Consider the following 22462-nt stretch of genomic DNA (forward strand, 5'->3'; position numbering starts at 1 on the left):
ACCGTCCCGGGACGCTTTAGGCGAAGGCGGATCCCAGGGACGCGGAGCCTGACTATCCAAACCTGAAGCCACTCCGGCCCCCTTGCACATCGAGTAGGAGGGGGCGGCTAGCCCCCGTCCTCTCACACCACCGGACATGCGGGTCCGCATCCGGCGGTTCACCAAGCTTGACTGAGCCTTCGGTAACGTTCGGTTAAACTCATCAGACCTTGAGCCTGCCAGTAGGTGTTGTCCAGGGCTCGATTCATCGGCCCATGGGCCATTCGCCACGGCCCTTTGCGGGCATTGGCGAATGGGTGTACCACCCACTCCGGCAACCCCAGTGCGCGCAGTTCACGGTATCGCGTCCGCACCCGTTTCCACTGTTTCCAGAGACACATCCGCAGCCTCCGCCGGATCCATCCTTCGATTTCTTCGAATGTGCTCGGCGTTTCGGCCAGGGCAAAGTATCCGATCCAGCCGCCCAGGTACGTATTCAGCCGTCGGATTCGTTCCTCCATGGCGATCGGTTGGTTCCTCGCCGTGAGGGCTCGGATCTTGGTCTTGACCCGGTCGATCGACTGCCTGGCCAGGCGAATCCGGATTTCCCCGGCTTTGCGTTTGTACATGCTGAACCCCAGAAACTTGAGTTTCCACGGTCGGTCCACCGTGCTCTTCTGCTCGTTAAGCTTGAGTTTTAACCGCTCCTGCAGGAATTTCCGGATACTGGCCAGGACTCTCTCCCCCGCCCGTCTGCTTCGAACGTAGATGTTGGCATCATCCGCATACCGGACGAACCTGTGGCCCCTCTTTTCCAGTTCTTTATCCAGGTCATCCAGAAGGATATTCGCCAACAGTGGACGGGGCGGCCCGCCCTGTGGCGTCCCTTCCTCCCTTTCCATGACCACCCCGTTCACCATGATCCCTGCCTGGAGGTATCGGCGAATGACCTTGAGTACTCGTTTATCCGTGACCTTCCGGGCGACCCGGGCCATCAGGATGTCATGATTCACCCGGTCGAAGAACTTTTCCAGGTCCATGTCCACGGCCCATTCGTATCCTTCTTCCACATACTGCCTCGCCTTCTTGACCGCGTCGTGGGCCTTTCTCCCGGGACGGAACCCGTAGCTGGCCTCCGAAAATTGCGGATCAAAGATCGGTGTCAGCACTTGCAGGAGGGCCTGTTGGATCAGGCGGTCCATCACGGTGGGGATCCCCAGCATCCGCTGGCCTCCCCCGAGTTTCGGGATTTCGACCCGGCGCACGGGCTGCGGTCGGTAGGTCCCCGCGAGCAGTTCTTCCCGGATGCGCGGCCACTCGGCTTGGATCTGTTCCCGGAGGTTTTCCGTGGGAATGCCGTCCACGCCGGGCGCGCCCTTGTTCTGCTCCACCCGCTTCAGGGCAGCCAGCATGTTACCCCTGGCCACCACCTTCTCCATCAGGCCGTCACCTTGATCTCCGCGAGGTGAGGCTCCGCTTTGTGCCGGAGAAGGGCTCGGCTCTCCCACGGTCCCCCGTGGCTTCACCACTTCCTCCCGTGGGCAGTCCCTGTTCAGGGTTTTCGGCTGTCTTCGTCCTTCTCGCGAACGCATCGGTCTCACCTCTGACTTGATGTTCGGGCCTTCCCCCTGAATTCATGACCTCCTGGGTACTATGCCCTCTGCTGACTCCTGCCGGTTCAGCCGAACCTCTCGGTTCGGGGTTGCCAGTTTTCCTGGTGTATCCGGCAGGCCTCCCCGGGTAAGAACGCTGACCTTCCCCCCGCGCCCGCCTCATATACTCCCCCGCCCCTTGGCAGCCTTGGATTTCGCTGTGTTGCGCCAGCTCATCCGAACGGTGCAGCCTCGTATGAGGTTCTTGTTCATCGGGCCGTGGGTTTGCCTCCGGCTTCCTTCGGATTCCGCCTCGCAGCGGACACCCTTGCCTTTGGCTAGCAGACTCGTGCTGCCTCGCCTGCAGTGGACTTTCACCACCCAGTCAACGCCCATGCCGGGCGCACGCAGAAAAAAACCGGCCCCTTTCCAGGAGCCGGTTTGGCCGGCGGCGATCACCACCGGCACCTTTATCGATCACTGAACCACGTATTTTTCGGCATCGAGAATCCGGGCCGCAATCCGCCGCTTCAGGGCCGCGATGTTCACCGGAGTCCTCCGGGCCAGTTTCCTCAGCCCCGCCAGCATCATCGCGAGAGTTTGCCCCTCTTCCACCGCCGCAAGAACCGACCGGGCGGTCGTCTCCAAGTGGTCAAACCCTTCATAAACCTGGCAACGGGCCATATCCGCCATGAGCCCGGCCTTCTCTTCCCCCTGGGCCTGGGCGAATTTCACCGCTCGCAGCACCGCGCTTTCCATGGCAAAGATGTCGATGACCAAATCGGCCAAACCAGCGAGGACTTCTTGTTCCTGTTCCAACTTCGCCTGATATTTTTGCACTGCTGTGCCCGCCGCCAGAAGGAAAATCTTCTTCGCCTGTTCGATCAGGCCCCGCTCGACTCCCAGGAATCCGCCGTCCTCCACCCCGGCAACACTCCCGGACATGAGTTCACCCTGCAGCTGCTGGGCTTTTTGCAGCAGGGGCAGCTCGCCCTTCATGACCTTGCGCATCAACATGCCGGGGATCAACATGCGGTTGATCTCATTCGTCCCCTCAAAAATTCGATTGATCCGGGAATCCCGGTAGATGCGCTCGGCACCGTATTCAGCGATAAAGCCGTAGCCGCCGTGAATCTGGACGTTCTCATCCGCCACGGCGTCGAGCACCTCGGAGCCGAACACCTTATTGATGGAACATTCCAAAGCGTACTCCCCGATGGCCGCAGCGGCCTGCATGCCCACCTCGTCCTGGGTGAGGTCAAAATCCTGCAGCTGCCTGTCAAACAACCCCACCGTCCGGTAAATCACAGACTCCGCCGCAAAGGTGCGAACCGCCATGGTGGCCAATTTGTTCTGAATGAGCGGAAACTCGGCGATTGGTTTGCCGAATTGGCTTCGTTCCTTGGCGTATTTTGCAGACATGGCCAGGGCGATCTTCGAAGACCCGACACAGCCCGCGGCCAATTTGTAACGGCCGATGTTCAGGATATTGAAGGCGATCAGATGGCCCTTGCCGATCTGGCCCAACACATTCTCCACCGGAACCGGCACATCTTCAAGGATGAGCTGCCGGGTGGAAGAGCCCTTGATCCCCATCTTCTTCTCTTCCGGACCGGTGGAAACCCCGGGGAATCCGCGCTCGACGATGAAGGCGGTGAATTTTTCCCCGTCCACCTTGGCATAGACGATAAACAGGTCGGCAAACCCGGCGTTGGTGATAAACTGCTTCGTGCCGTTGAGGATATAGTGGGTACCTTCAGCATTTAACACCGCCGTGGTCTTCGCCCCGAGGGCGTCCGATCCCGAGGTGGGTTCGGTCAGGGCGTAAGCGGACAGCCACTCGCCGGACGCGAGCTTTGGAAGATATTTTTCCTTCTGGGCCTTATTGCCGAAATACACGATGGGAAGGGTCCCGATGCCGACGTGAGCCCCATGGGAAAGGGCGAAGGCCCCGCCATAGGTGACATACTCAGTAATCAGGGTGGAACTGATCTTGTCCAGTCCAAGGCCCCCGTATTCCTCGGGGACATCCGCGCCAAGCAGCCCCAGCTCGCCAGCCTTTTTCAACAACCCGACAGTGACGTCAAAATTCTGGGCTTCGATCTCGGCATCCCGGGGTTGCACCTCGCCGACGCAAAAATCGTAAGTGGTCTTGGCGATCATGCGGTGCTCCTCGGTAAAATCCTCCGGTGTAAACACACTGGCGGGATCCACCGGGCCCACCAAAAATTCTCCACCCTTGACCTTTTTTTGTTCTTCCATGATGCCACTCCTCTCTCGATCGTTTCTATGACATCCCGAGACAGCATCCCAGGACGCTTTGACCAAACACTAGGGGCGTTCAAATACTCCGGCCGCCCCCATGCCTCCTCCGATACACATAGTAACCACCCCGTAGCGGCTGCCCCGGCGGCGCATCTCGTTCATCAGGGAGACGGTCAACTTCGAGCCGGTGCAGCCCAGGGGATGGCCCAAAGCGATGGCCCCTCCGTTGACATTGGTCTTTTCCGGATCCATCCCGAGTTTCCGCATCACCGCCAGGGACTGGGCGGCAAATGCTTCGTTGAGCTCAAAAAGATCGATGTCGTCGATGGACAGGCCGGCCTTTTTCAGGGCTTTGGGCACCGCCTCTACGGGCCCGATGCCCATGATATCCGGGTCGACACCCCCCACGGCAAAACTGCGGAAAATCAGTTTTGGCTCCAAGCCGAGCTGCGCCGCCCGTTCGGCGGACATGACCACCACCGCCGCCGCGCCGTCACTGGTCTGGGAGGAATTGCCCGCTGTCACGGTGCCGTCCTTGGCAAAGGCCGGACGCAGTTGCGCCAAAGCCTCCATGGAGGTATCCCGGCGCACCCCTTCGTCTTCGACGAACTCAAAGGACGTTTTCACCACTTTGCCGTCCTCACCCACCACCGTGCGGGTCACCGGGACCGGAACAATCTCGTCACGAAACAGTCCCTCGTCAATCGCCCGGGCGGCCCGCTGATGGCTGCGGAGCGCAAAAGCATCCTGATCCTCCCGGCTCACGTCAAACCTCCGGGCCACCTGCTCAGCGGTGAGCCCCATGGACAAATACACCTGGGGATAATGTTCGACCAGATAGGGATTTGGGCGCACGGTGTGGCCGGTCATGGGGACCAGGCTCATGCTCTCCACGCCCCCGGCCACGATCACGTCTGCAAATCCGGCCATGATTCGCTCCGCCGCCATGGCGATCGTCTGAAGCCCCGATGAACAGAATCGATTGACAGTCACTCCGGGCACCGATGTCGGCAAACCCGCTCTCAAGGCCACGATCCGCCCGAGGTTCATCCCCTGTTCTGCTTCAGGAATGGCGCAACCGATGATCACATCCTCCACTTCGGCGGGTTCCACCTGCGGCACCCGGCGCAGGGCTTCGGCCACCACGAGCCCCGCGAGGTCCTCCGGCCGGGTTTCGCGCAAGGCACCCTTCGGCGCCTTGCCCACCGCGGTGCGCACCCCGGACACAATCACTGCTTCCCGCATCGCTCTCCCCCTCTTCATCTCCCGATCTCGTCTACGCAGTTTTTACCTTCCCCATCACTAATTCCGCAGCGGTTTATTGTGTTTGAGCATATATGCCATTCGCTCCTGTGTCTTGGGCTCCCCGGCCAGGGACAAAAACGCCTCCCTTTCCAGATCGAGCAGGTACTGTTCCGATACGAGAGTCCCTGCGGGCACACTTCCGCCCGCCAACACCCAGGCCAACTTTTTCGCAATCTTCTCGTCGTGTTCGCTGATATATCCGCCCATGCGCAGAGTGTACGCCCCCACCGCCATGACGGCATAGCCGGGTTCTCCCACGACCGGGATCTTTCTCCTGACGGGAGGCCGGTACCCGTTCTCCGCCAACTGAAGGACTTTGCGCTTGGCATCGTACAACAAGGTGTCAGGGTTGACCGAGATGCCGTCGCCGGCTCGCAGAAATCCCATCTCCTTGGCCTCCGCGGCACTGGTGCTGACCTTGGCCATGGCGATGGTTTCAAAGGTACGATTGACGAGAGGCTGCAGGTCTACCCCGCTTTTTTCCGGGACGCCCTCGATGGCTCGAAGGAGCAACTCCTTAGTACCTCCTCCCCCGGGAATCACGCCCACCCCGGTCTCCACCAGGCCCATATAGGTCTCTGCCGATGCTTGCACCCTGGACGCCGCAAAACACACCTCGGCCCCGCCGCCGAGAGTCATGGCAAAAGGCGCCGCCACCACCGGTTTGTCGAGATACTTCAGGCGCATGTTGGCCTGTTGGAACTGGCTGACGGCCATCTCCACCTCGTCCCATTCCTCTTCCTGGACCCCCATGAGGATGAGAAACAGGTTGGCGCCGACGGAGAAGTTTTTCGCCTGGTTTCCGATCACGAGGCCCCGCCAGTTTTTCGAGACCTCTTCCGCGGCTTTGAACATCATCTCCACCACATCCGGGCCGATGGCGTTATGTGGTGACCGAAACTCCAGGCAGGCCACCCCGTCCCCCAGATCGTACAGGGCCGCCCCGCTGTTCTCCATCACCACCTTGCCCTCTTCCCTCAGCCGAGGAAGATGGATCCACTCTTTCGGTTCTTCCGTGTACCGCACTTCTTTATCCGGCATAAACCGCCCGACCTGGCCGGGCTCCTTGTGATACCAACTGTCCAGACCCTGGGCCAGAAGATCTTCCACCAGTGGGGGGATCGCCTCTCCTTCGGCCCTCATGCGCTCCACCGCCTCGCGCACCCCGATCAGGTCCCACAGTTCGAAGGGACCCAGTTCCCAGTTGAACCCCCACTTCATCGCCCGATCCACCGCCAAGATGTCATCGGCAATCTCGGGGATCTTCGAGGCCGTGTAAAGCAGCGTCTTCTTTGTCACCTTCCAGGCGAGCGCCGATGCCCGATCCTTGCCGAACAGTAGCGCCCGAATCTTGTCGCCAAGGGACGTGGCATACTTGGCCTGGGTTAGAGACGGATACTCCGCCTTCTTTCTCGGCCGGTACTCCATCGTCGACGGATCCAGGGTCAGGATCTCCCGTCCGGCCTCGCTCTTGACCCGTTTATAAATTCCCTGGCCCGCCTTCTCTCCAATCCAACCACGCTTCACCATCTCTAGAATGAAAGGCGGGACCTCGAAAGCCGCTTTCTCCTCCGGGGTGGAAACACTATCCCGGACGTTGTGCGCCACGTGCACAAAGGTGTCAATGCCGACAAGGTCCAAGGTCCGAAAGACCGCGCTCTTGGGTCGACCCATGGCCGGACCGAACACGGCATCCACATCTTCCACAGTGTACCCGTCCTCTAACATGGCCTGGACCGTGGCGAGAAGTCCGTAGGTGCCGATGCGGTTGGCGATAAAATTCGGCGTGTCCTTGGCCACGACGACGCCTTTGCCCAGTACCCGAGTGGCAAACTGACACATGTCCTCCACCACGTCGGGCCGGGTTTTCGCCGTGGGGATGATCTCCAGCAATTTCATATACCGGGGCGGGTTGAAAAAGTGAGTGCCCAAAAAATGGGCTTGAAACTCTTCGGATCGCCCTTCCGCCATCTTCGTGATGGACACGCCGGAGGTATTCGAACTGACCACCGTGCCGGGGCGCCGATAGGCTTCAACATGCTTGAGAAGTGCTCGCTTGGCTTCGAGATTTTCCACGATCACTTCGATAATCCATTGGCAGTCCGCAATGCGATCCAGATGGTCTTCGAAATTACCAATCCGGATCCGGTCCGCCGCCCGCTGGGTATAAAATGCCGCCGGTCTCGCTTTGAGAGCCCGCTCGAGCCCTGTTCGGACAATTCGCAGGCGAACTTCCGGGTCACTCAGGGTCAACCCTTTGGCCTTTTCTGCCTCTGTGAGGGACGAAGGGACCATGTCGAGCAATTCCACCTCGAGGCCCACCCCCGCCAGATGCGCTGCGATGGCCGCTCCCATCACGCCGGAGCCCAGAACCGCAACTCGGTTGATCGTTGTGGTCATTCACAATCCTCCTCACCATCTCGCCTTTCCATGAACATCAACCAAACAGTCGGAAGATCCAGCCGCCACTTCAGCCTCGTATATCCACCACTCCCAGTATAGCATAATTCGAGATCGAAAACGGATTTTCCTGCCGTCTTTCTCCATCCTGGAAAGGAAACCGTCTTCATCGGCAAACTTGCAGGAAATACAACCATGCATCGCGTATTTGATGTACTATTGTAACAGAAACGTCGAAAATCAACGAATCCACAGGGAGGTGTCGTTATGGTACGCAGCCCTTCGGAGCGACGAAGGTGGCTCGAAAGTCGATTCCCCACCTGGCCCCGCCGGACACTCACATCCCACATGCAGGAAATGTGCCGGGAGTTCGCCGATCGCCCATTTATTATGACGGCCGACCGGAACTACAGCTACCGAGAAGTTTGGCAGCAAGCCCGGTCGGTGGCGAAGGCCCTGCTGGCCCTCGGCGTGAAGCGCCGGGACCACGTCGCCCTCCTGATGGCCAATGAACCCGAGTATGTGTTCGTGAAATTCGCCGTGGCCATGGTGGGAGCGGTGGCCGTTCCTTTAAACACCCTCCTGCGGGAAGATGAACTGCACTACATGATTCGCCAGTCAGACAGCCGCTGGCTCGTGATGCATTGGTCGGCAGGTGGGATGAAACACGGTCCTGCGGTGACCCGGCTCCTCGCTCGGATGGACGATGAAGGGGAACGTAAGCTCCAGCAAGTGGTGTACATCGGGGATGGCGCCGGTGCCCGGGAGGGTGCCTTTCTGTCTTGGGAATCCTTTTTACAGCAGTCTTCCTCCGTCTCGGACCAGGCCCTGGAAGAGCGAATGCGGCAGTCCGAGTATCCCGATGAAGTGAGCGATATCATTTATACATCCGGAACCACGGGACTTCCCAAGGGCGTGATGCTCACCCACGACAATTTTTTGCGCTGCGCGTACAGCACCACCCTCAGCCGAGCCTTTGAAGAAGGCCGGAGAATTTTTACCCCTTTGCCGTATTACCACGTCTTCGCTTACGAAGAAGGCCTGCTCGCTGTTTCTTTTGTCGGCGGCGCGATCATTTCGATGCCCGAGTTCCATCCCCGGGAGGCTCTCGCTCTCATGGAAACCCACCGAGCTACCGATTTCCTTTGCGTGCCGTCGATGCTTGTGGCGATCCTCAACCATCCGGACCGGGAACGATTTGACCTGGGAGCCCTTCATTCCCTCATGTGTGCCGCCGCCCCGGCGCCGGTGCCCATCTGGGAACGGGCGGTCAAGGAGCTGGGCGTCCGTGAAATTTGCACTGGCTACGGGGGAACGGAGGTGACAGCTTCCACTGTACACACCGAGGTCGGAGATCCCATCGATATTGTGGTCAGCCGGGTGGGACGGATCAAGCCGGCGGGGTCCACCGGCCTGCCGGAGTTCGGCGGGGCGAATGTCCAGTACAAAGTGGTCGATCCCTACACCGGCGAAGACCTGCCGGAAGGCGCCGTCGGGGAATTGACCGCCCGGGGCAACATCGTCACCCGGGGCTACTACAACAAGCCCGAAGAAACAGCGGCGGTGATCGATAAGGATGGCTGGTTCCGCACGGGAGATCTCGGTCGCATCGATGAAAACGGATATATCGAATTTCTCGGCCGCAGTAAGGAGATGTACAAAGTGTCTGGAGAAAACGTCTCACCAAAGGAAGTGGAAGAAGTGATTTCCCGCCATCCAGCCGTCGGCCAGGTGTACGTGGTGGGAGTGCCCGATCCCTTAACCACCGAGGTAGGAGCTGCTTTTATTGAACTCAAGCCCGGGGCTACCTTGACCCGGAGAGAGGTCGCTCGTTGGTGTCAAGACCGCTTGGCCAAATTCAAGGTCCCCCGGTACGTCTGGTTCGTGGAGCCCGGGCAGTGGCCAATGACGGGGACCGGAAAGATTCAGAAGTTCAAACTGCAAGAGATGGCCCAGGAGCGTCTCACTCAACCAGCTTCCTACCGAGAAGGGCGGCGGCAATGAGGCGCAATCCTGTATTCACTCCCGTCGCCGTGACCGGGATGGGCGCGGTCACTCCTTTTGGCTCGGGCGTCCAGCGGCTGTGGAACGCGATCATGGGGCGCCGCACAGCGGTGGGAGCACCGTCTGACGCCCGCATCGCCCACTTTAGCCCCGCCGTGGCCGAAGTGAAAGATTTTTCACCCATGGACCATTTGCCCAAAAAAACGGTCCGGGACACGGATCGAAGCACCCAATTGGCCCTGGTGGCGGCCGCCGAAGCCATGGCCGACGCGGGTTGGACAGCGGAGGAGGATCCTTTCGAGTTGCGGGGAGTCAACGCCAATCGGACGGGGATCGCCTGGGGAACCGCTTTTGGCGGGCTTCCCAGCTATGAAGAGGAAGCGGTGCGGTTGGCGAAACATCCCGAGGGCCGGGTCGGGCCCCGGGTGGTTTCAAAGGCGATTCCCAATGCCGCCGAAGCGGCCCTGGCCATGCACTACGGAATCCGGGGCCCGGCGATGACCTACACCACGGCTTGCGCCGCTTCGGCGAACGCCCTGGGGGAAGCCCTTCAATGGCTCTGGCTGGGCATCGTTGACCAAGTGGTGGCGGGCGGTTCCGAGAGTCTTTTCACGCCCACGGCCTTGGGCGGCCTGCGCTCAGCCGGCGCCGTGGCCATGGAGGGAGAGGGAGATCTTTCCACTTGGTGTAAGCCCTTTGACGTGGACCGAACCGGAATGGTGATGGGAGAAGGAGCGGCAGCCCTGATCTTGGAACCTCTGGATCGGGCGAGGGCCCGGGGGGCAAAGGTCTACGCGGTCTTGGTGGGTTACGGGGCATCCAACGATGCATATCACGAGACAGCCCCACATCCCGACGGCACCGGCGCGGTGCTGGCAATGGAGCGGGCTCTGTACAGCGCAGGGCTGGGTCCGGCGGACATCGATTACATCAACGCCCATGCCACGGCCACCACCGCCGGGGATCGAGCCGAATCCCTGGCGTTGCGCCGGGTTTTCGGGGGACATCTCAACCAGATTCCGGTCAGTTCCACCAAGGGAGGGATGGGCCACCTCCTGGGAGCCGCCGGAGCGGTGGAGAGCATTGTTAGCATTAAGTCGATTGAGACCGGTTGGATTCCCCCCACTCTTCATTGTCGGCAGCCGGACCCGGAAGCACCTCCGGACTTGGTGTTGGACGGGCCCCGGAGGCGGCATATCGCCGTGGCTATGAGCAACTCTTTTGGATTTGGCGGTCAGAACGGGGTTCTGATCTGGGCCGACCCGGGATTGTTCAGTCGGTAACTTGGATCACAGAGCAAGAATCCGATTGTGTCGTACAGGAAGGGACTGCGCTCCCTTCCTGTCCCTTTGCTCATGGGGCTCGCATCCGCAAAGGGCGGCCGACAGGTTCACCGCGACACCTCAAGGCCAGCGGTGATCAATCCCTCATTCTCCCCGGCCGCTTATAGACGTCACCATCGTTCCGTCTCCCCAGGAGGATGATGGGTACCTCATCCCCATCAGCGCACAACAAAGCCGGGCCGCTTTGGGACGACCCGACCCGGTTGCGTTCGGACCCTCTCCCTCTATCGTCACATGTTCCGCCGGTACTGGCCCCCGACTTCGAACAGCGCCGCCGTGATCTGGCCGAGACTGCAGTATCGAACCGTCTCCATCAACTCCGCAAAAATGTTTCCGCCCTCGGTGGCCACCTGCTGCAGTCTGCGGAGCATCTGGGGTGCCCGATCTCGGTTGCGCTCCTGAAAGGCCCGGAGGTTGCGAAGCTGTTCTTCTTTCTCCTCCCGGGTCGCCCGGGCGAGTTCAATGGTGGTGTGCTCGGTCTCGGATGGGCCTTTTGGATTGAGAAACGTGTTGACCCCGATGATGGGCAACTGCCCCGTATGCTTCAGTTGTTCGTAGTACAACGACTCATCCTGGATCTTTCCCCTTTGGTATTGGGTCTCCATGGCCCCGAGCACTCCTCCCCGGTCATTGAGCCGCAAAAACTCCTGAAGCACCGCTTCCTCCACCAGGTCGGTCAACTCCTCAATGATGAACGCCCCTTGAAGCGGATTTTCATTTTTCGCCAGGCCGAATTCCCGGTTGATGATCATCTGGATCGCCATCGCCCGCCGGACCGACTCCTCCGTGGGGGTGGTGATCGCCTCGTCGTAAGCGTTTGTATGCAGGGAATTGCAGTTGTCGTAAATGGCCAGCAGCGCCTGCAGGGTGGTGCGAATGTCGTTAAAATCGATCTCCATGGCGTGCAGCGACCGGCCGGACGTTTGAATATGATACTTCAGTTTTTGACTCCGCTCATTGCCGCCGTATCGGTATTTGATCGCCGTGGACCAAATCCGCCGGGCCACCCGCCCGATCACACTGTACTCCGGGTCCATGCCGTTGCTGAAGAAAAACGACAGATTCGGGGCAAAATCGTCGATTTTCATGCCCCGGGACAGATAGTATTCCACATAGGTAAAAGCGTTGGACAGAGTAAAGGCCAACTGGGTAATGGGATTCGCCCCGGCTTCGGCAATGTGATAGCCACTGATGCTCACCGAGTAATAATTGCGGACCTGGTGCGCAATAAAATATTCCTGGATATCCCCCATCATCCGCAAGGCAAAATCGATGGAGAAAATGCAGGTATTCTGCCCCTGGTCCTCTTTCAGGATATCCGCCTGCACCGTCCCCCGGACCGTGCGCAAGGTCTTGGCTTTAATCTCTTCGTATTCCTCCAGGGAAGGCTCCCGGCCCGTCTCCCGCCGGAATGCCTCCACCTGTTGGTCGATGGCGGTGTTGAGAAACATGGCAAGTAAAATCGGCGCCGGCCCGTTGATGGTCATGGACACGCTTGTATTGGGAGCGCACAGGTCAAAACCCTCATACAGCTTTTTCATGTCGTCCAGGGTGCAGACGCTGACCCCGCTCTCCCCGATTTTGCCGTAGATGTCGGGTCGCCGATCGGGATCCTGGCCGTACAGGGTCACGCTGTCAAAAGCGGTGGACAAGCGTTTCGCCGTGTCATTTTGGCTGAGATAGTGAAACCTCCGGTTCGTGCGCTCCGGAGTACCTTCCCCGGCAAACTGCCGGCGGGGCTCCTCTTCGGTCCGCTTCAAGGGAAACACCCCGGCGGTATAAGGGAAGGAACCCGGAACGTTCTCCAACAGGATCCAGCGCAGAACCTCCCCGTAATCCTCGTATCGCGGCAGGGCCACTTTGGGAATCCGGGTACCTGACAGGCTCGTGGTGTACAAAGGCTGGCGAATCTCCCGATCCCGGACCTTCATCACCAGCTCGTCCTGGCGATACCTCTCCTTCAGTTTCGGCCACTCCTCCAGGGCTTTTCTGCAGTCGGGATGCAGTTGTTCCCAAAAATGGGCCAGTTGGCGGTCGATTTCCTGAAGGGGGACCACCTCCCCTTCCCCGGCCGCCTCGGCCAACACCGTCCTGGCCCCTTCCAGTTGGTAAATTTTCCTTGCAATAGACGACTGTTCCTCGACCCAACGTTTATAGCGTCGTATCGTGTCTACAATTTCTGCGAGGTAGTGGGTCCGTTCGGGAGGGATGACGCCGGGTTTCCGGCTGTCCATCGCCCCGGGCGTGTAATCGCCCCGCCACGTCTCCCCAAATTGTAGGGCCAGCCGGTCGGTCAAGACCTTGAAGAAGCGATCGGTGCCCGGATCGTTAAACTGGCTGGCAATGGTCCCGTAGACCGGAAGCGACTCATCGGGACCCTCGAACTGATTGTGGTTGCGCCGGTACTGCTTTCGCACCTCCCGAAGCGCATCTTCGGAGCCTTTGCGGTCGAACTTGTTGATGACAACAAAATCGGCATAATCGAGCATATCGATTTTTTCCAGTTGGCTCGGCGCTCCGAATTCGCTGGTCATCACATAGATGCTCAGATCCGCAACCCGGGCCACCTCGGCATCACCCTGGCCAATACCGCTGGTCTCCACGATAATCAGATCGAATCCGGCCGCCCGGACCACATCCAGGGCCTCGTCCATGGCGGCGCTCAGTTCAGACCCGGATCGTCGACTGGCCAGACTTCGCATGTAAATCCTGGGGCTGGCCAGGGCATTCATGCGGATCCGGTCACCGAGCAATGCGCCTCCAGTCTTCTGTTTGGATGGGTCCACGCTGAGAACGGCGAAAGTTTTATCAGGATAGACGCGCAAAAACCGGCGAAGCAATTCATCGGTTAACGAACTTTTTCCCGCACCCCCAGTTCCGGTGATCCCCACCACGGGAACCGGCCGGCGCATTTCCCGCAGCCGGACGAAGATCTCGTCCCATTCCGGATGTTTCTCCACCACCCGGCGTTCCGCCAAGGTGATCCACTCGGCCACCCGGCGCACCTCGGTGGGAGTGAGGGGCACCTCCGCACCTGACTCGGCCAACCGGGTGGGGGTGGGGTGATCCGCCAACCGGATCATATGATTGATCATCCCCTGAAGCCCCATCTCCCGGCCGTCCTCGGGGGAGAAAATCTTCGCGATGCCGTATGCTTCGAGTTCGCGAATCTCCTCGGGAATGATCACCCCCCCGCCGCCGCCGAAAATCAGGATGTGCCCCGCTCCCCGCTCTTGCAGGAGATCATACATGTATTTAAAGAATTCCATATGCCCGCCTTGGTAAGAACTGACTGCAATCCCCTGCACGTCTTCTTGGATGGCGGCATTCACGATTTCTTCCACAGAGCGGTTGTGCCCGAGGTGGATCACCTCCACTCCGGAGCGTTGCAACAGGCGCCGCATAATGTTGATCGCCGCGTCGTGGCCGTCGAACAAGCTGGCAGCCGTCACGAAACGCACCTGGTGCTGCGGCCGATACACTTCAGTTTCCACCGACAGCTTCCCCCTGTTCTTTTTTATCGTGTGTATCTGTGTCATCTGTCTCGTCTGGACTCATGAGTTCGTTCAGCAAGAGGGACGTCTGAACCCTGATGTACTCCTCCAGCGTATAATGCCGCTGCAACGCCCATCGGCGAAAGGCCCACATCTGACCGAGCACAATAATGTTATGGGCCATCAGCGTCACCGCCCCGGGGTCCAGGCGAAGACTGCCGTCCTCGATCCCCCGGCGCAAAATGTCGGCAAATATCCCGGTAATCTGCTCTTCTTTTCCCAGCACAAAGCGCAGGGCCTCCAGGGGCAAAGATTTGCTTTCTTGGTAGATGAGCAGCACATCATCCTGCATATCGTCCATCACGTACAGATACTGTCGAATGGCCGACCGCAGGCTCTCCCGGCCGTTGCCCGCCTCGGTGAGGGTTCGCCGGAGCCGCGTCTCAAGGGTGGTGTGGATATTGTCGCAAACCAGGTACAACACGTCCTCTTTGGACTCCACGTATTCATAAAGGGCTCCGATGCTCAGTCCGCTCTCCCGGGCGATCTCCCGGGTGGTGGTGCCGTGAAACCCTTTTTTCACAAAGAGATTCACCGCGGCGGCCACGATCTGCTGTCTTCGGGTTTCGATCAGTTTGGGGTCCTTGACCGCCGAGGGAATGTGCTTTTGCGGGCACACCCCGCCCCCCCTCCTTTCGACATTTCTTCGGCCGGCCAAACGCCGAGCGAGCGTTCGATCAGGTTTCCTGGTACCATCTTACGTGTCCTTTTCCCGTCCGTCAACGGACTGTTGCCCAAATTCCTGCAACCAAACGGTCGTTCTGGCAGGAAAATCGACCAATCCTCTCGAATCTAATGAATCAACTCTATCTACATCCCTTCCCTATCACTCTTAAAAGGAGAATCGCCCATGTTAAGTCCTGATACCTTAAAAAACCGCGTCGCGGTGATCACCGGAGGCAGTTCTGGCCTGGGAAAGTCGATCGCCGGCGAATTCGCCCGGCTTGGCGCCCACATCGTCATCACCGGACGCAATGAAGAACGCTTGAATGCCGCCGCCCAGGATCTACTCAGCCGCACCCCGGGAGCCCGGGTGTTGGCCGTCGCAGGGGATGTCCGCAATCCTGCGGACGTCGATCGCTGGGTGGCAGAAACGCGCCAAGCCTTCGGCCAGATCGATATCCTCGTCAACAATGCCGCGGGCAATTTCGTCTGCCCGGCCGAACAGTTGTCGGTCAACGGGTGGAACGCCGTGGTCGGCATCGTCCTCAATGGAACGTTCTACTGCTCCCGGGCGATGGGAAAAGAGATGATCGAATCCGGGCGAGGTGGAAACATCCTCAACATCGTCGCCACCTACGCCTGGACGGGCGGACCCGGCACTGTCCACTCGGCTGCGGCAAAAGCCGGGGTCGTGGCCATGACCCGAACCTTGGCGGTGGAATGGGCCAGGTACGGCATCCGGGTCAACGCCATCGCCCCGGGTCCCATCGAACACACGGGCGGCGCAGACAAGCTGTGGCCGACCAAGACGATCGAGGAACGCCTGAAACAAGAAATCCCCGCAGGGCGGTTCGGGCAGCCCGAAGAGGTTGCCAGGCTTGCCTCGTTCATCGTCTCCGATTACGCAGGTTTCATGACCGGGGAAGTTGTGACCTTGGACGGCGGTGAATGGCTGAACAAGGGATTTCTCAAACATTTTGAGGCCGATAAGTCGACGAAGTAGTCACCCGGGCCCGGGGGTTCTGGGCACCGGGGCCCCCGTTTCCCTCCCGTCCCCCGGCGATGCTTGGCCGATACCCTGGGAGGTTTTTGGAACACCTGATCAAAAAGGCAGCCCTCCGGATCCGAGGACTGCCTTTTTTCCCGGCCAATCTACTCCTTACTGTCCAACCACTCAAACCCCCATGATGTGATACCCGTTATCGACGTGAATGATTTCCCCGGTAATGCCCCGGGACATGGAACTGGCCAGGAAGACCGCCGTATCCCCCACCTCCGCCGGGTCGGTATTCCTCCGCAAGGGCGCTTTTTCTTCGATGATTTTTAAAATGCTGTTGAAATCTTTGATTCCCTTTGCGGACAGGGTGCGGATGGGACCCGCCGAGATGGCGTTCACCCGAATCCCATCAGGGCCGAGATCCTCCGCCAGATAGCGCACACTGGATTCCAGGGCCGCCTTGGCCACCCCCATCACATTGTAGTTCGGCATGACTCTCTCCGAACCCATGTAGGTCATGGTAATGACACTCCCGCCTTCTTTGGCCAAAAGCCCCCGCAGGCGCTGGAGCACTGCCGTCAAGGAGTAGACGCTGATCTCCTGGGCCACGGCGAATCCTTCCCGGGAGGTATCCACATAAAGCCCGGAGAGCTCCTCGGTTTTCGCAAAGGCGATACTGTGCACCAGGACGTGAAGGGCGCCCACCTGTTGATCGAGGATTTCCTTCAACGCATCCAGGTCCTCATCCCGGCTCACATCGCAGGGAAATAACAACGATCCCGGAATCTGCTCCGCCAACTCCCGAACCCGGCGTTCCAGCCGTTCCCCTTGATATGTAAAGATCAGTTCCGCCCCTTGGTCCGCCAGGGCCTTGGCGATGGCCCAGGCGATGCTTCGGTCGTTGGCCACCCCCATGACCAATGCCTTCTTGCCGTCAAGTAATCCCACCATCCATCCTCCTTTGTCGCTCCAACCAATCCGTAACGCGAAACAACAATTCTCGATTGTCCGGCCAAAAAAGCATCTTTTCGGCCCTGCCGGGATCCACCCAGCGGCTGTCGGTGTGCTCGCCGCTCAGGTGCGGTACGAAAGGACGAGGGCAACAAGCGATCCAGACGGTGTGCCGGTATGTTTGCCCCAGATGCTCAAACTGGGCCGTCCAGGGAGTCCTGATCAACCGGTCCGGTATCCACCCCGTCTCCTCCCGGGTTTCCCGCCCCGCCGCCTCCTCCGCCCGCTCCCCCGGCTCCACGTGCCCTGTTACCGGTTGCCACCATCCCCCCCGCTCCGCCGTTCGCTTGAGCAACAACACCTGTAGGGGTTCCACCGCACAGATAAAAACGAGCACCGAATGACGCACCGCACTTCCCCCCGCTCTCCATCATAGCAAAAAAGCGATTTCGGGACATGATTGAGGGGCGTTGGCGCGAAGAAAAAAGACAGCCGCCCGAGACTCGGCTGTCCGAAGGACAAAGTGACACCCCGCTTGCATCGGATGGACAGGCGGCTTCCGTCATCCCCGGCCGCCGGAACTGCGGCCAATCGCCACCTGGGCGCCCCGCCTGGCGGAGAGTTCCTGGTTCACCCGCTGGAGGTGTTGCTGGGCCCGGGCCAACTCGGATACCGCCTTTTTCTGCGCCTCGGGGTCTGGCACCACCAAGGCTTGGGCGAGCAGATCCAGATATCGGTGCACGTGACCTGTCCAGGTTTCCTTCTCAATAAGTAAATCCCAGTCGGTCCGCTGATCCCATTCCACTCGCCCCACCGCTTCCCAAAACAGTAGACCTCGGCTGAAGCGCACCTCACTGATGCGCCCTTTCCACGTCACATAGGCGGTGCCTCCGGCCTCCACCGTTTTGAGCAAGTCGAGCCAGGCCGTCACCAGACCGCTGCAACCGAGTGCCGCCGGCTCACCGTAAAAACTGGCACTCCCGGACAGGTTGTCCTCTTCCGCCCGGACCCGCACCACCCCCGTGGAACTGCAGGACGTATAAACTGTCGCTTGGGGTGTATGGGATACCGCGGTGCTTACATCGGAACCGCGCCAGGTTTTCATCCGCTCATATACGGTCATCCGATGGGCGGAAGCGCGAAACACGGCGGCCACGCGGAGATCGTCCATCTGCGAGGTCCCCCTCTTCTCCTAGGTTCCTTACCAGTTATGTCCCGGGGGAATTCACTTGAAACCTGTTACGATACAGGTACGCCGAAAACCGCGCAAAGGTGTCGGCAGCCAATTCACTCCTTAGCCAAAAAAATCCCGGTACACCCCCTCCGCCGCCTGACAGCCTATACCCGATTCCACCGAGTAACCCACACTCCGGAGAATCTGCTCCAGGGCACCGAGTAGGAGCAGGACATTTCTCCGTCGGCTGGAATGGCCGAGCAACCCGATTCGCCACACCCGGCCCTTGACCTCTCCAAGCCCCCCGCCGATCTCGATCCCGTACTCGTGGAGCAGGCGGTTGCGCACCAAAGTATCCTCCACACCATCCGGGATCCACACCGAAGTCAACTGGGGCAAGCGATGCCGTTCGTCGGCATACAGCTTGAGACCCATCGCCTCAAGGCCCGCCTGAAGAGCCCGGCCGTTCACCAGGTGCCGCCGGAATACGGAATCCAAACCCTCTTCCAACAACAATCCCAGGGCCTCGTGGAGAGCGTACATCATGGTAATGGGGGCGGTGTGATGATAGAAACGCTCCATCCCCCAGTACTGGCGAACCATCGTCAAGTCGAGATACCAACTCTGGACTTTTCGCTTGCGGCGCTCCAACGCTTCTTCGAATCTCGGGCTGAACGTCGCCGGAGAAAGCCCGGGAGGCGCACTGAGACATTTTTGCGTTCCGGAATAACAAGCGTCGATCCCCGCCTCCTCCACCGGCACGGGAACGCCCCCCAATGACGTCACCGCATCGACCAGGAACAAAGCCCCGTAATTCTGGGCAAATCTGCCGATCTCCTCCAGGGGCTGTAAAACCCCCGTGGAAGTTTCGGCGTGAACTACCGCCACCGCTTTCACTCTCGGGTGACTTTTCAGAGCCTCCTGAATCTGACCCGGATCGACGATCTTCCCCCACGGCGCCCGCACCTGAATCACTTCGGCACCGGTACGGGAGGCGACGTCCACCATCCGCTCCCCGAAGGCGCCGCAGATGCCGATTACCACCCGGTCTCCGGGTTCCAAGGCATTGACAAACACCGTTTCCATCCCTGCACTGCCCGTTCCGGACATCGCCAGGGTCAGCGGGTTACGGGTTTGAAACACCTGTCTCAGCCGTTGCATTGTCTCGTTCATCTGTTCGAGGAAAACCGGATCGAGATGTCCCACTAAGGGGGTCGCCATGGCCTTCAGAACCTCGGGATGACAGTCGCTTGGGCCAGGTCCCAACAAAATCCGCTGCGGAATTCTCTTTTCATTCATGGTGATCCCCCTCGCCAATCTCGCACAAACTCAAAGGTCCAAAAACCAAGGCGCCCCCAGCGGCAGAAAACCTTCCGGGAGCGCCCGGCCCAAATGGACCCTCGTTTGTCAATCGTCGCCGTGCGCCTTCATCATGGTCTTGTGCACCAAAACATTGCCGTTGCCGGCGTCGACCACCACCAAGGATCGCGCCCCGTCGCGGTTCATGTGCACCAGATACACGACGTTCCCGTGAACACTGTGAAGCTTGACCTCGGTGACCATGCCCTTTGGCTCGGCCTTCAGGGCCGCTTGCTCCGCCTGTTTCGCCGTAATCTTGGCGTGAGGCATGAGCGCTTGCTGGTACGCCTGTTCAATGGTCACACGGAGCTGTTTTTTCTGCGCGTCCGTTAACTGAACACTGCTGTGCACTTCATCCCAGTCAATGTCCCAATGAGCCCGGCCGTGGACCGGTGCCGTGGATTGCGGCCCTTCCGCCGCCAACACCGGCACCGACGTCCCGAGACTCGCCACCAGCAGGACGGCGCCGGCCGCCAGCATACACGGTTTTATCACGTAACGTCCCTCCCCTGTGTTATCGATGAACCGATTCTCTCTCAGTATCACCGATCCCAGGGAGAAGCTTGCGCGGCCTGGCTCACCAGGAAAAATTATGAAATGCGCTCAGCTCTTCGGGAGTGGCCGTGTCCCAGCGATACAGGGAAAATGCCGACGCCCCGGCATCTTTCGCCGCCTGCATGGCCGCGGTGACCTCTTCACCGGTGGGCACCGTGGCAAAGGGTTTTCCCGAGGCGGTGTTCATGCGGTACGCTTGTCCGATCACCTCTACGGGCCGACCGGTCAGAGTGGCGGCGGCTTTCGCTTCGTTGTAGATTTCATTCCGCACTTCGTCCGCCGTGTACGCTCGATCTTCGTAATGCCAGTAGTCCATGATGCTGATCATCGTAAAATATTGACCGAAGGTGCTCCACGGGTACGTCGCCGATCGCTGCCATGCCGTGCTGATATGAGGCGGATAGGTCACGGCGATAATCGGGTAATCGGGCCCAAGAGCCTGACGGACCGGTATCATGGTGCCACTGATGGACTCCGAAGTCGGGCTCTCCTCGATGTCGGCCGCAAGGCCGTCCACCCGTTCCCCGGTCGGCGTCGTGTATTTCGCCACCGTCAACATCCGGCTTGAATCCAATGCCGGATCATCCACTAGGTAGACCACCCCGATAACGGGTATCCCGGCGGCATGGGCTCTGGGAACGATGGCGTCAAGCATGGCCTTGGACTCGGGACGGATCGTCCCTTCGCCAGGCTGATTCCGGACAATGAGATAGATATATTTAGCCCCCGCCTGTTTCGACGTTTGTACAATGCGGTCCGGGTCATAACCGGAGGTTCCCCATTCCACCCAGGTTCCCCAGATGCCCTTGCCATTGACTGGGTTCTGCACTTTAACCACATTCAGTGTCACCTGTCCGGACCCCTTCCACCCCTGGGTCGCAATATCCGCGCGAACCTGGACCGGTCCGTACTGGGATCCCGCTGTAAACGTCCCCAGATCCCCGATGCCTCCGGTGACGACAGCTTTTGTCGTATCGAGATGACCCTTGGAGGGGTCAGAGACACTGACGTTCAAATCTACTTCCCCTGGAACCAACTGCCCGGCCGGGTCGCGAAGCGTCACCTGGATATGGGCTTGTCCCCCAGGCACCAAACTGAGGGAGGGGGTGACGGCCAGTTCCACCTGCACCGGCACCGAGGCGTCCACAGTCACGGGAATCTTGGTGGTCAATGTCCGGCCATCCGCTGTGGTCAAGGTGCCGATGACTGTACCGGTGCCGGCCTGTTTCGCCTGCAATTCTCCCCCTTGGATCGTTCCGATGTTTCCCTCCACCTGCCAATTCACGCTGACGGGAACCGCCTCGCCGTCCTGCCGCAGGGCCAGGGCCACGATCTTTTGCGTTTGACCCAGCGACAACTTAACCTGCTGAGGAACCGCTTGAAGTTGCTGAATGGTTCGAGTTTGCCACGCTTGGAGCTGATCTGGGGGAATCTGCAATGCCTTGTCAATCATCGCCGCCGCATCCGCCCGGCTCGCCGGATCCTTGGGATGAAGAAGCCGTTTGTCATCCCCGGAGACAACGCCCACCTTCACCGCCATGGCTACCGGCACCACCGCGTATGTACTCAGCTGCCCCGCATCCCCGAAGGGCTGTAAAACGTCCTTTCCGGGGTCCACCCCGCTCAGCCGCAGGGCGTTGATCAGCAAAGCAGCCATGTCCTGGCGCTCGATCTGGGCATCTGGAGCAAATTGCCCGCCCCCCACCCCATGAACGACGTTTGCCGCCCACGCCCCTTCCACAACGGGCCAGTACCACGCGCCGTAGGGAACATCTGAGAAATGAGAGTAGGTGCTATCCCGCTGTAGCTGGGACTGGTCGGAACTCGGATAATTGTTCCAAACCACCGCCCCGGTCTGATTATCTCGGACGAAAGCATGATCAAACTGGGAAGCGTAAGCGATTGCATCCGATTGAGAAGAAAAGACCTGCTTCGGCTGTGTACCCTGTAGGACCGTATAATGATAGCCGAAAGCCTGGACCGCCATGGCTGTGAACTCCGCCCGGGTGACCGAGGCCTCCGGATGGAATCGACCATCCGTAGAGCCGTGCACAATGCCCCGATTCGCCAAGTCGCTGACCGCCGGATAATACCAGTCCCCGGGATGCACGTCGGGAAAAGATGGGGCCCCACTCGCCGCAAGGCCGACCCCCGCCCGGGTTACCGCCATCGCCGCCAAGGCGCCGGCCACCGACAAACGGATCCACCCGCCGTGCCTCCCGGCATTCCACCGTTCTCGCAATCTCGTCCCTCCTATGAATTTCACTCCATAAGAGGGTTCGACATCCCTCGCGCGGTTCCTGCCGATCGGGAGAGGTTTG

The 22462-nt window shown here is 59.7% G+C and carries 15 protein-coding genes; 3 read left to right on the forward strand and 12 right to left on the reverse strand.

The features are described 5' to 3' along the window. Positions 1–158: 158 nt before the first annotated feature. From ltrA to CVV65_RS10860, 4 genes are all read right to left on the reverse strand, one after another. Positions 159–1571, reverse strand: coding sequence for a group II intron reverse transcriptase/maturase (gene ltrA, locus CVV65_RS10840; protein ID WP_100668137.1), 1413 nt, complete (start codon positions 1569–1571; stop codon positions 159–161). A gap of 477 nt (positions 1572–2048) precedes the next feature. Continuing rightward, entirely contained in the window at positions 2049–3833 is a 1785-nt protein-coding gene (locus CVV65_RS10850) for an acyl-CoA dehydrogenase family protein (RefSeq protein ID WP_100668139.1), read from the reverse strand. 69 nt (positions 3834–3902) lie between these two features. Further along, a complete protein-coding gene (locus tag CVV65_RS10855; protein ID WP_100668140.1) occupies positions 3903–5081 on the reverse strand; it encodes an acetyl-CoA C-acetyltransferase in 1179 nt (392 codons plus the stop codon). Positions 5082–5138: 57 nt separating this feature from the next. Beyond that, entirely contained in the window at positions 5139–7541 is a 2403-nt protein-coding gene (locus CVV65_RS10860; RefSeq protein ID WP_100668141.1) for a 3-hydroxyacyl-CoA dehydrogenase/enoyl-CoA hydratase family protein, read from the reverse strand. 267 nt (positions 7542–7808) lie between these two features. Between CVV65_RS10860 and CVV65_RS10865 the strand changes: the two genes are divergently transcribed. Next, on the forward strand, positions 7809–9545 hold the full coding sequence (locus tag CVV65_RS10865; protein ID WP_100668142.1) for a class I adenylate-forming enzyme family protein: 1737 nt from the start codon (positions 7809–7811) through the stop codon (positions 9543–9545). Beyond that, entirely contained in the window at positions 9542–10828 is a 1287-nt protein-coding gene (locus CVV65_RS10870) for a beta-ketoacyl-[acyl-carrier-protein] synthase family protein (protein ID WP_100668143.1), read from the forward strand. Before CVV65_RS10865 ends, CVV65_RS10870 begins: the two co-directional genes overlap by 4 nt. Positions 10829–11118: 290 nt before the next feature. On the opposite strand, the gene icmF is transcribed toward CVV65_RS10870, so the two are convergent. Together icmF and CVV65_RS10880 are read right to left on the reverse strand one after the other, a co-directional pair. Continuing rightward, a complete protein-coding gene (icmF, locus tag CVV65_RS10875; protein ID WP_100668144.1) occupies positions 11119–14382 on the reverse strand; it encodes a fused isobutyryl-CoA mutase/GTPase IcmF in 3264 nt (1087 codons plus the stop codon). Continuing rightward, complete coding sequence (locus CVV65_RS10880; protein WP_100668145.1) at positions 14372–15061, reverse strand: TetR/AcrR family transcriptional regulator; 690 nt, start codon at positions 15059–15061, stop codon at positions 14372–14374. Before CVV65_RS10880 ends, icmF begins: the two co-directional genes overlap by 11 nt. 231 nt (positions 15062–15292) lie before the next feature. On the opposite strand from CVV65_RS10880, the gene fadH reads away from it, so the two are divergent. Then, positions 15293–16108 (forward strand): 2,4-dienoyl-CoA reductase, encoded by an 816-nt coding sequence (gene fadH, locus CVV65_RS10885; protein ID WP_100668146.1) that lies wholly within the window; start codon positions 15293–15295, stop codon positions 16106–16108. Positions 16109–16279: 171 nt separating this feature from the next. Here the strand turns inward: fadH and fabI are convergent, their stop codons facing one another. The 6 genes from fabI to CVV65_RS10915 form a co-directional block, all read right to left on the reverse strand. Then, positions 16280–17053, reverse strand: coding sequence for an enoyl-ACP reductase FabI (gene fabI / locus CVV65_RS10890; RefSeq protein ID WP_100668147.1), 774 nt, complete (start codon positions 17051–17053; stop codon positions 16280–16282). Continuing rightward, positions 17037–17462 carry an NUDIX hydrolase gene (locus CVV65_RS10895; protein ID WP_100668148.1) on the reverse strand — a complete coding sequence of 142 codons (426 nt, stop codon included), beginning with the start codon at positions 17460–17462 and terminating at the stop codon, positions 17037–17039. Before CVV65_RS10895 ends, fabI begins: the two co-directional genes overlap by 17 nt. A gap of 153 nt (positions 17463–17615) precedes the next feature. Continuing rightward, the gene (locus CVV65_RS10900; protein ID WP_100668149.1) at positions 17616–18224 is read right to left on the reverse strand and encodes a hypothetical protein; all 609 of its coding nucleotides are present in this window, start codon (positions 18222–18224) and stop codon (positions 17616–17618) included. Between the two features lie 123 nt (positions 18225–18347). Beyond that, a complete protein-coding gene (locus CVV65_RS10905; RefSeq protein ID WP_100668150.1) occupies positions 18348–19526 on the reverse strand; it encodes a pyridoxal-phosphate-dependent aminotransferase family protein in 1179 nt (392 codons plus the stop codon). Between the two features lie 108 nt (positions 19527–19634). After that, entirely contained in the window at positions 19635–20081 is a 447-nt protein-coding gene (locus CVV65_RS10910) for a PepSY domain-containing protein (protein ID WP_133121286.1), read from the reverse strand. A gap of 82 nt (positions 20082–20163) precedes the next feature. Further along, entirely contained in the window at positions 20164–22383 is a 2220-nt protein-coding gene (locus tag CVV65_RS10915; protein WP_100668152.1) for an S-layer homology domain-containing protein, read from the reverse strand. Positions 22384–22462 lie beyond the last annotated feature (79 nt).

Source organism: Kyrpidia spormannii (genome assembly GCF_002804065.1).
GTDB classification, from domain to species: Bacteria; Bacillota; Bacilli; order Kyrpidiales; family Kyrpidiaceae; genus Kyrpidia; species Kyrpidia spormannii.

Coding starts and splice junctions, on each gene's coding strand:
- CVV65_RS10870 (WP_100668143.1), top strand. CDS start 9,542: ATGAGGCGCAATCCTGTATTCACTCCCGTCGCCGTGACCGGGATGGGC.
- CVV65_RS10900 (WP_100668149.1), bottom strand. CDS start 18,224: ATGGACGATCTCCGCGTGGCCGCCGTGTTTCGCGCTTCCGCCCATCGG.
- fadH (WP_100668146.1), top strand. CDS start 15,293: ATGTTAAGTCCTGATACCTTAAAAAACCGCGTCGCGGTGATCACCGGA.
- CVV65_RS10905 (WP_100668150.1), bottom strand. CDS start 19,526: ATGAATGAAAAGAGAATTCCGCAGCGGATTTTGTTGGGACCTGGCCCA.
- CVV65_RS10850 (WP_100668139.1), bottom strand. CDS start 3,833: ATGGAAGAACAAAAAAAGGTCAAGGGTGGAGAATTTTTGGTGGGCCCG.
- CVV65_RS10860 (WP_100668141.1), bottom strand. CDS start 7,541: ATGACCACAACGATCAACCGAGTTGCGGTTCTGGGCTCCGGCGTGATG.
- CVV65_RS10855 (WP_100668140.1), bottom strand. CDS start 5,081: ATGCGGGAAGCAGTGATTGTGTCCGGGGTGCGCACCGCGGTGGGCAAG.
- ltrA (WP_100668137.1), bottom strand. CDS start 1,571: ATGCGTTCGCGAGAAGGACGAAGACAGCCGAAAACCCTGAACAGGGAC.
- CVV65_RS10865 (WP_100668142.1), top strand. CDS start 7,809: ATGGTACGCAGCCCTTCGGAGCGACGAAGGTGGCTCGAAAGTCGATTC.
- fabI (WP_100668147.1), bottom strand. CDS start 17,053: ATGGTGGGATTACTTGACGGCAAGAAGGCATTGGTCATGGGGGTGGCC.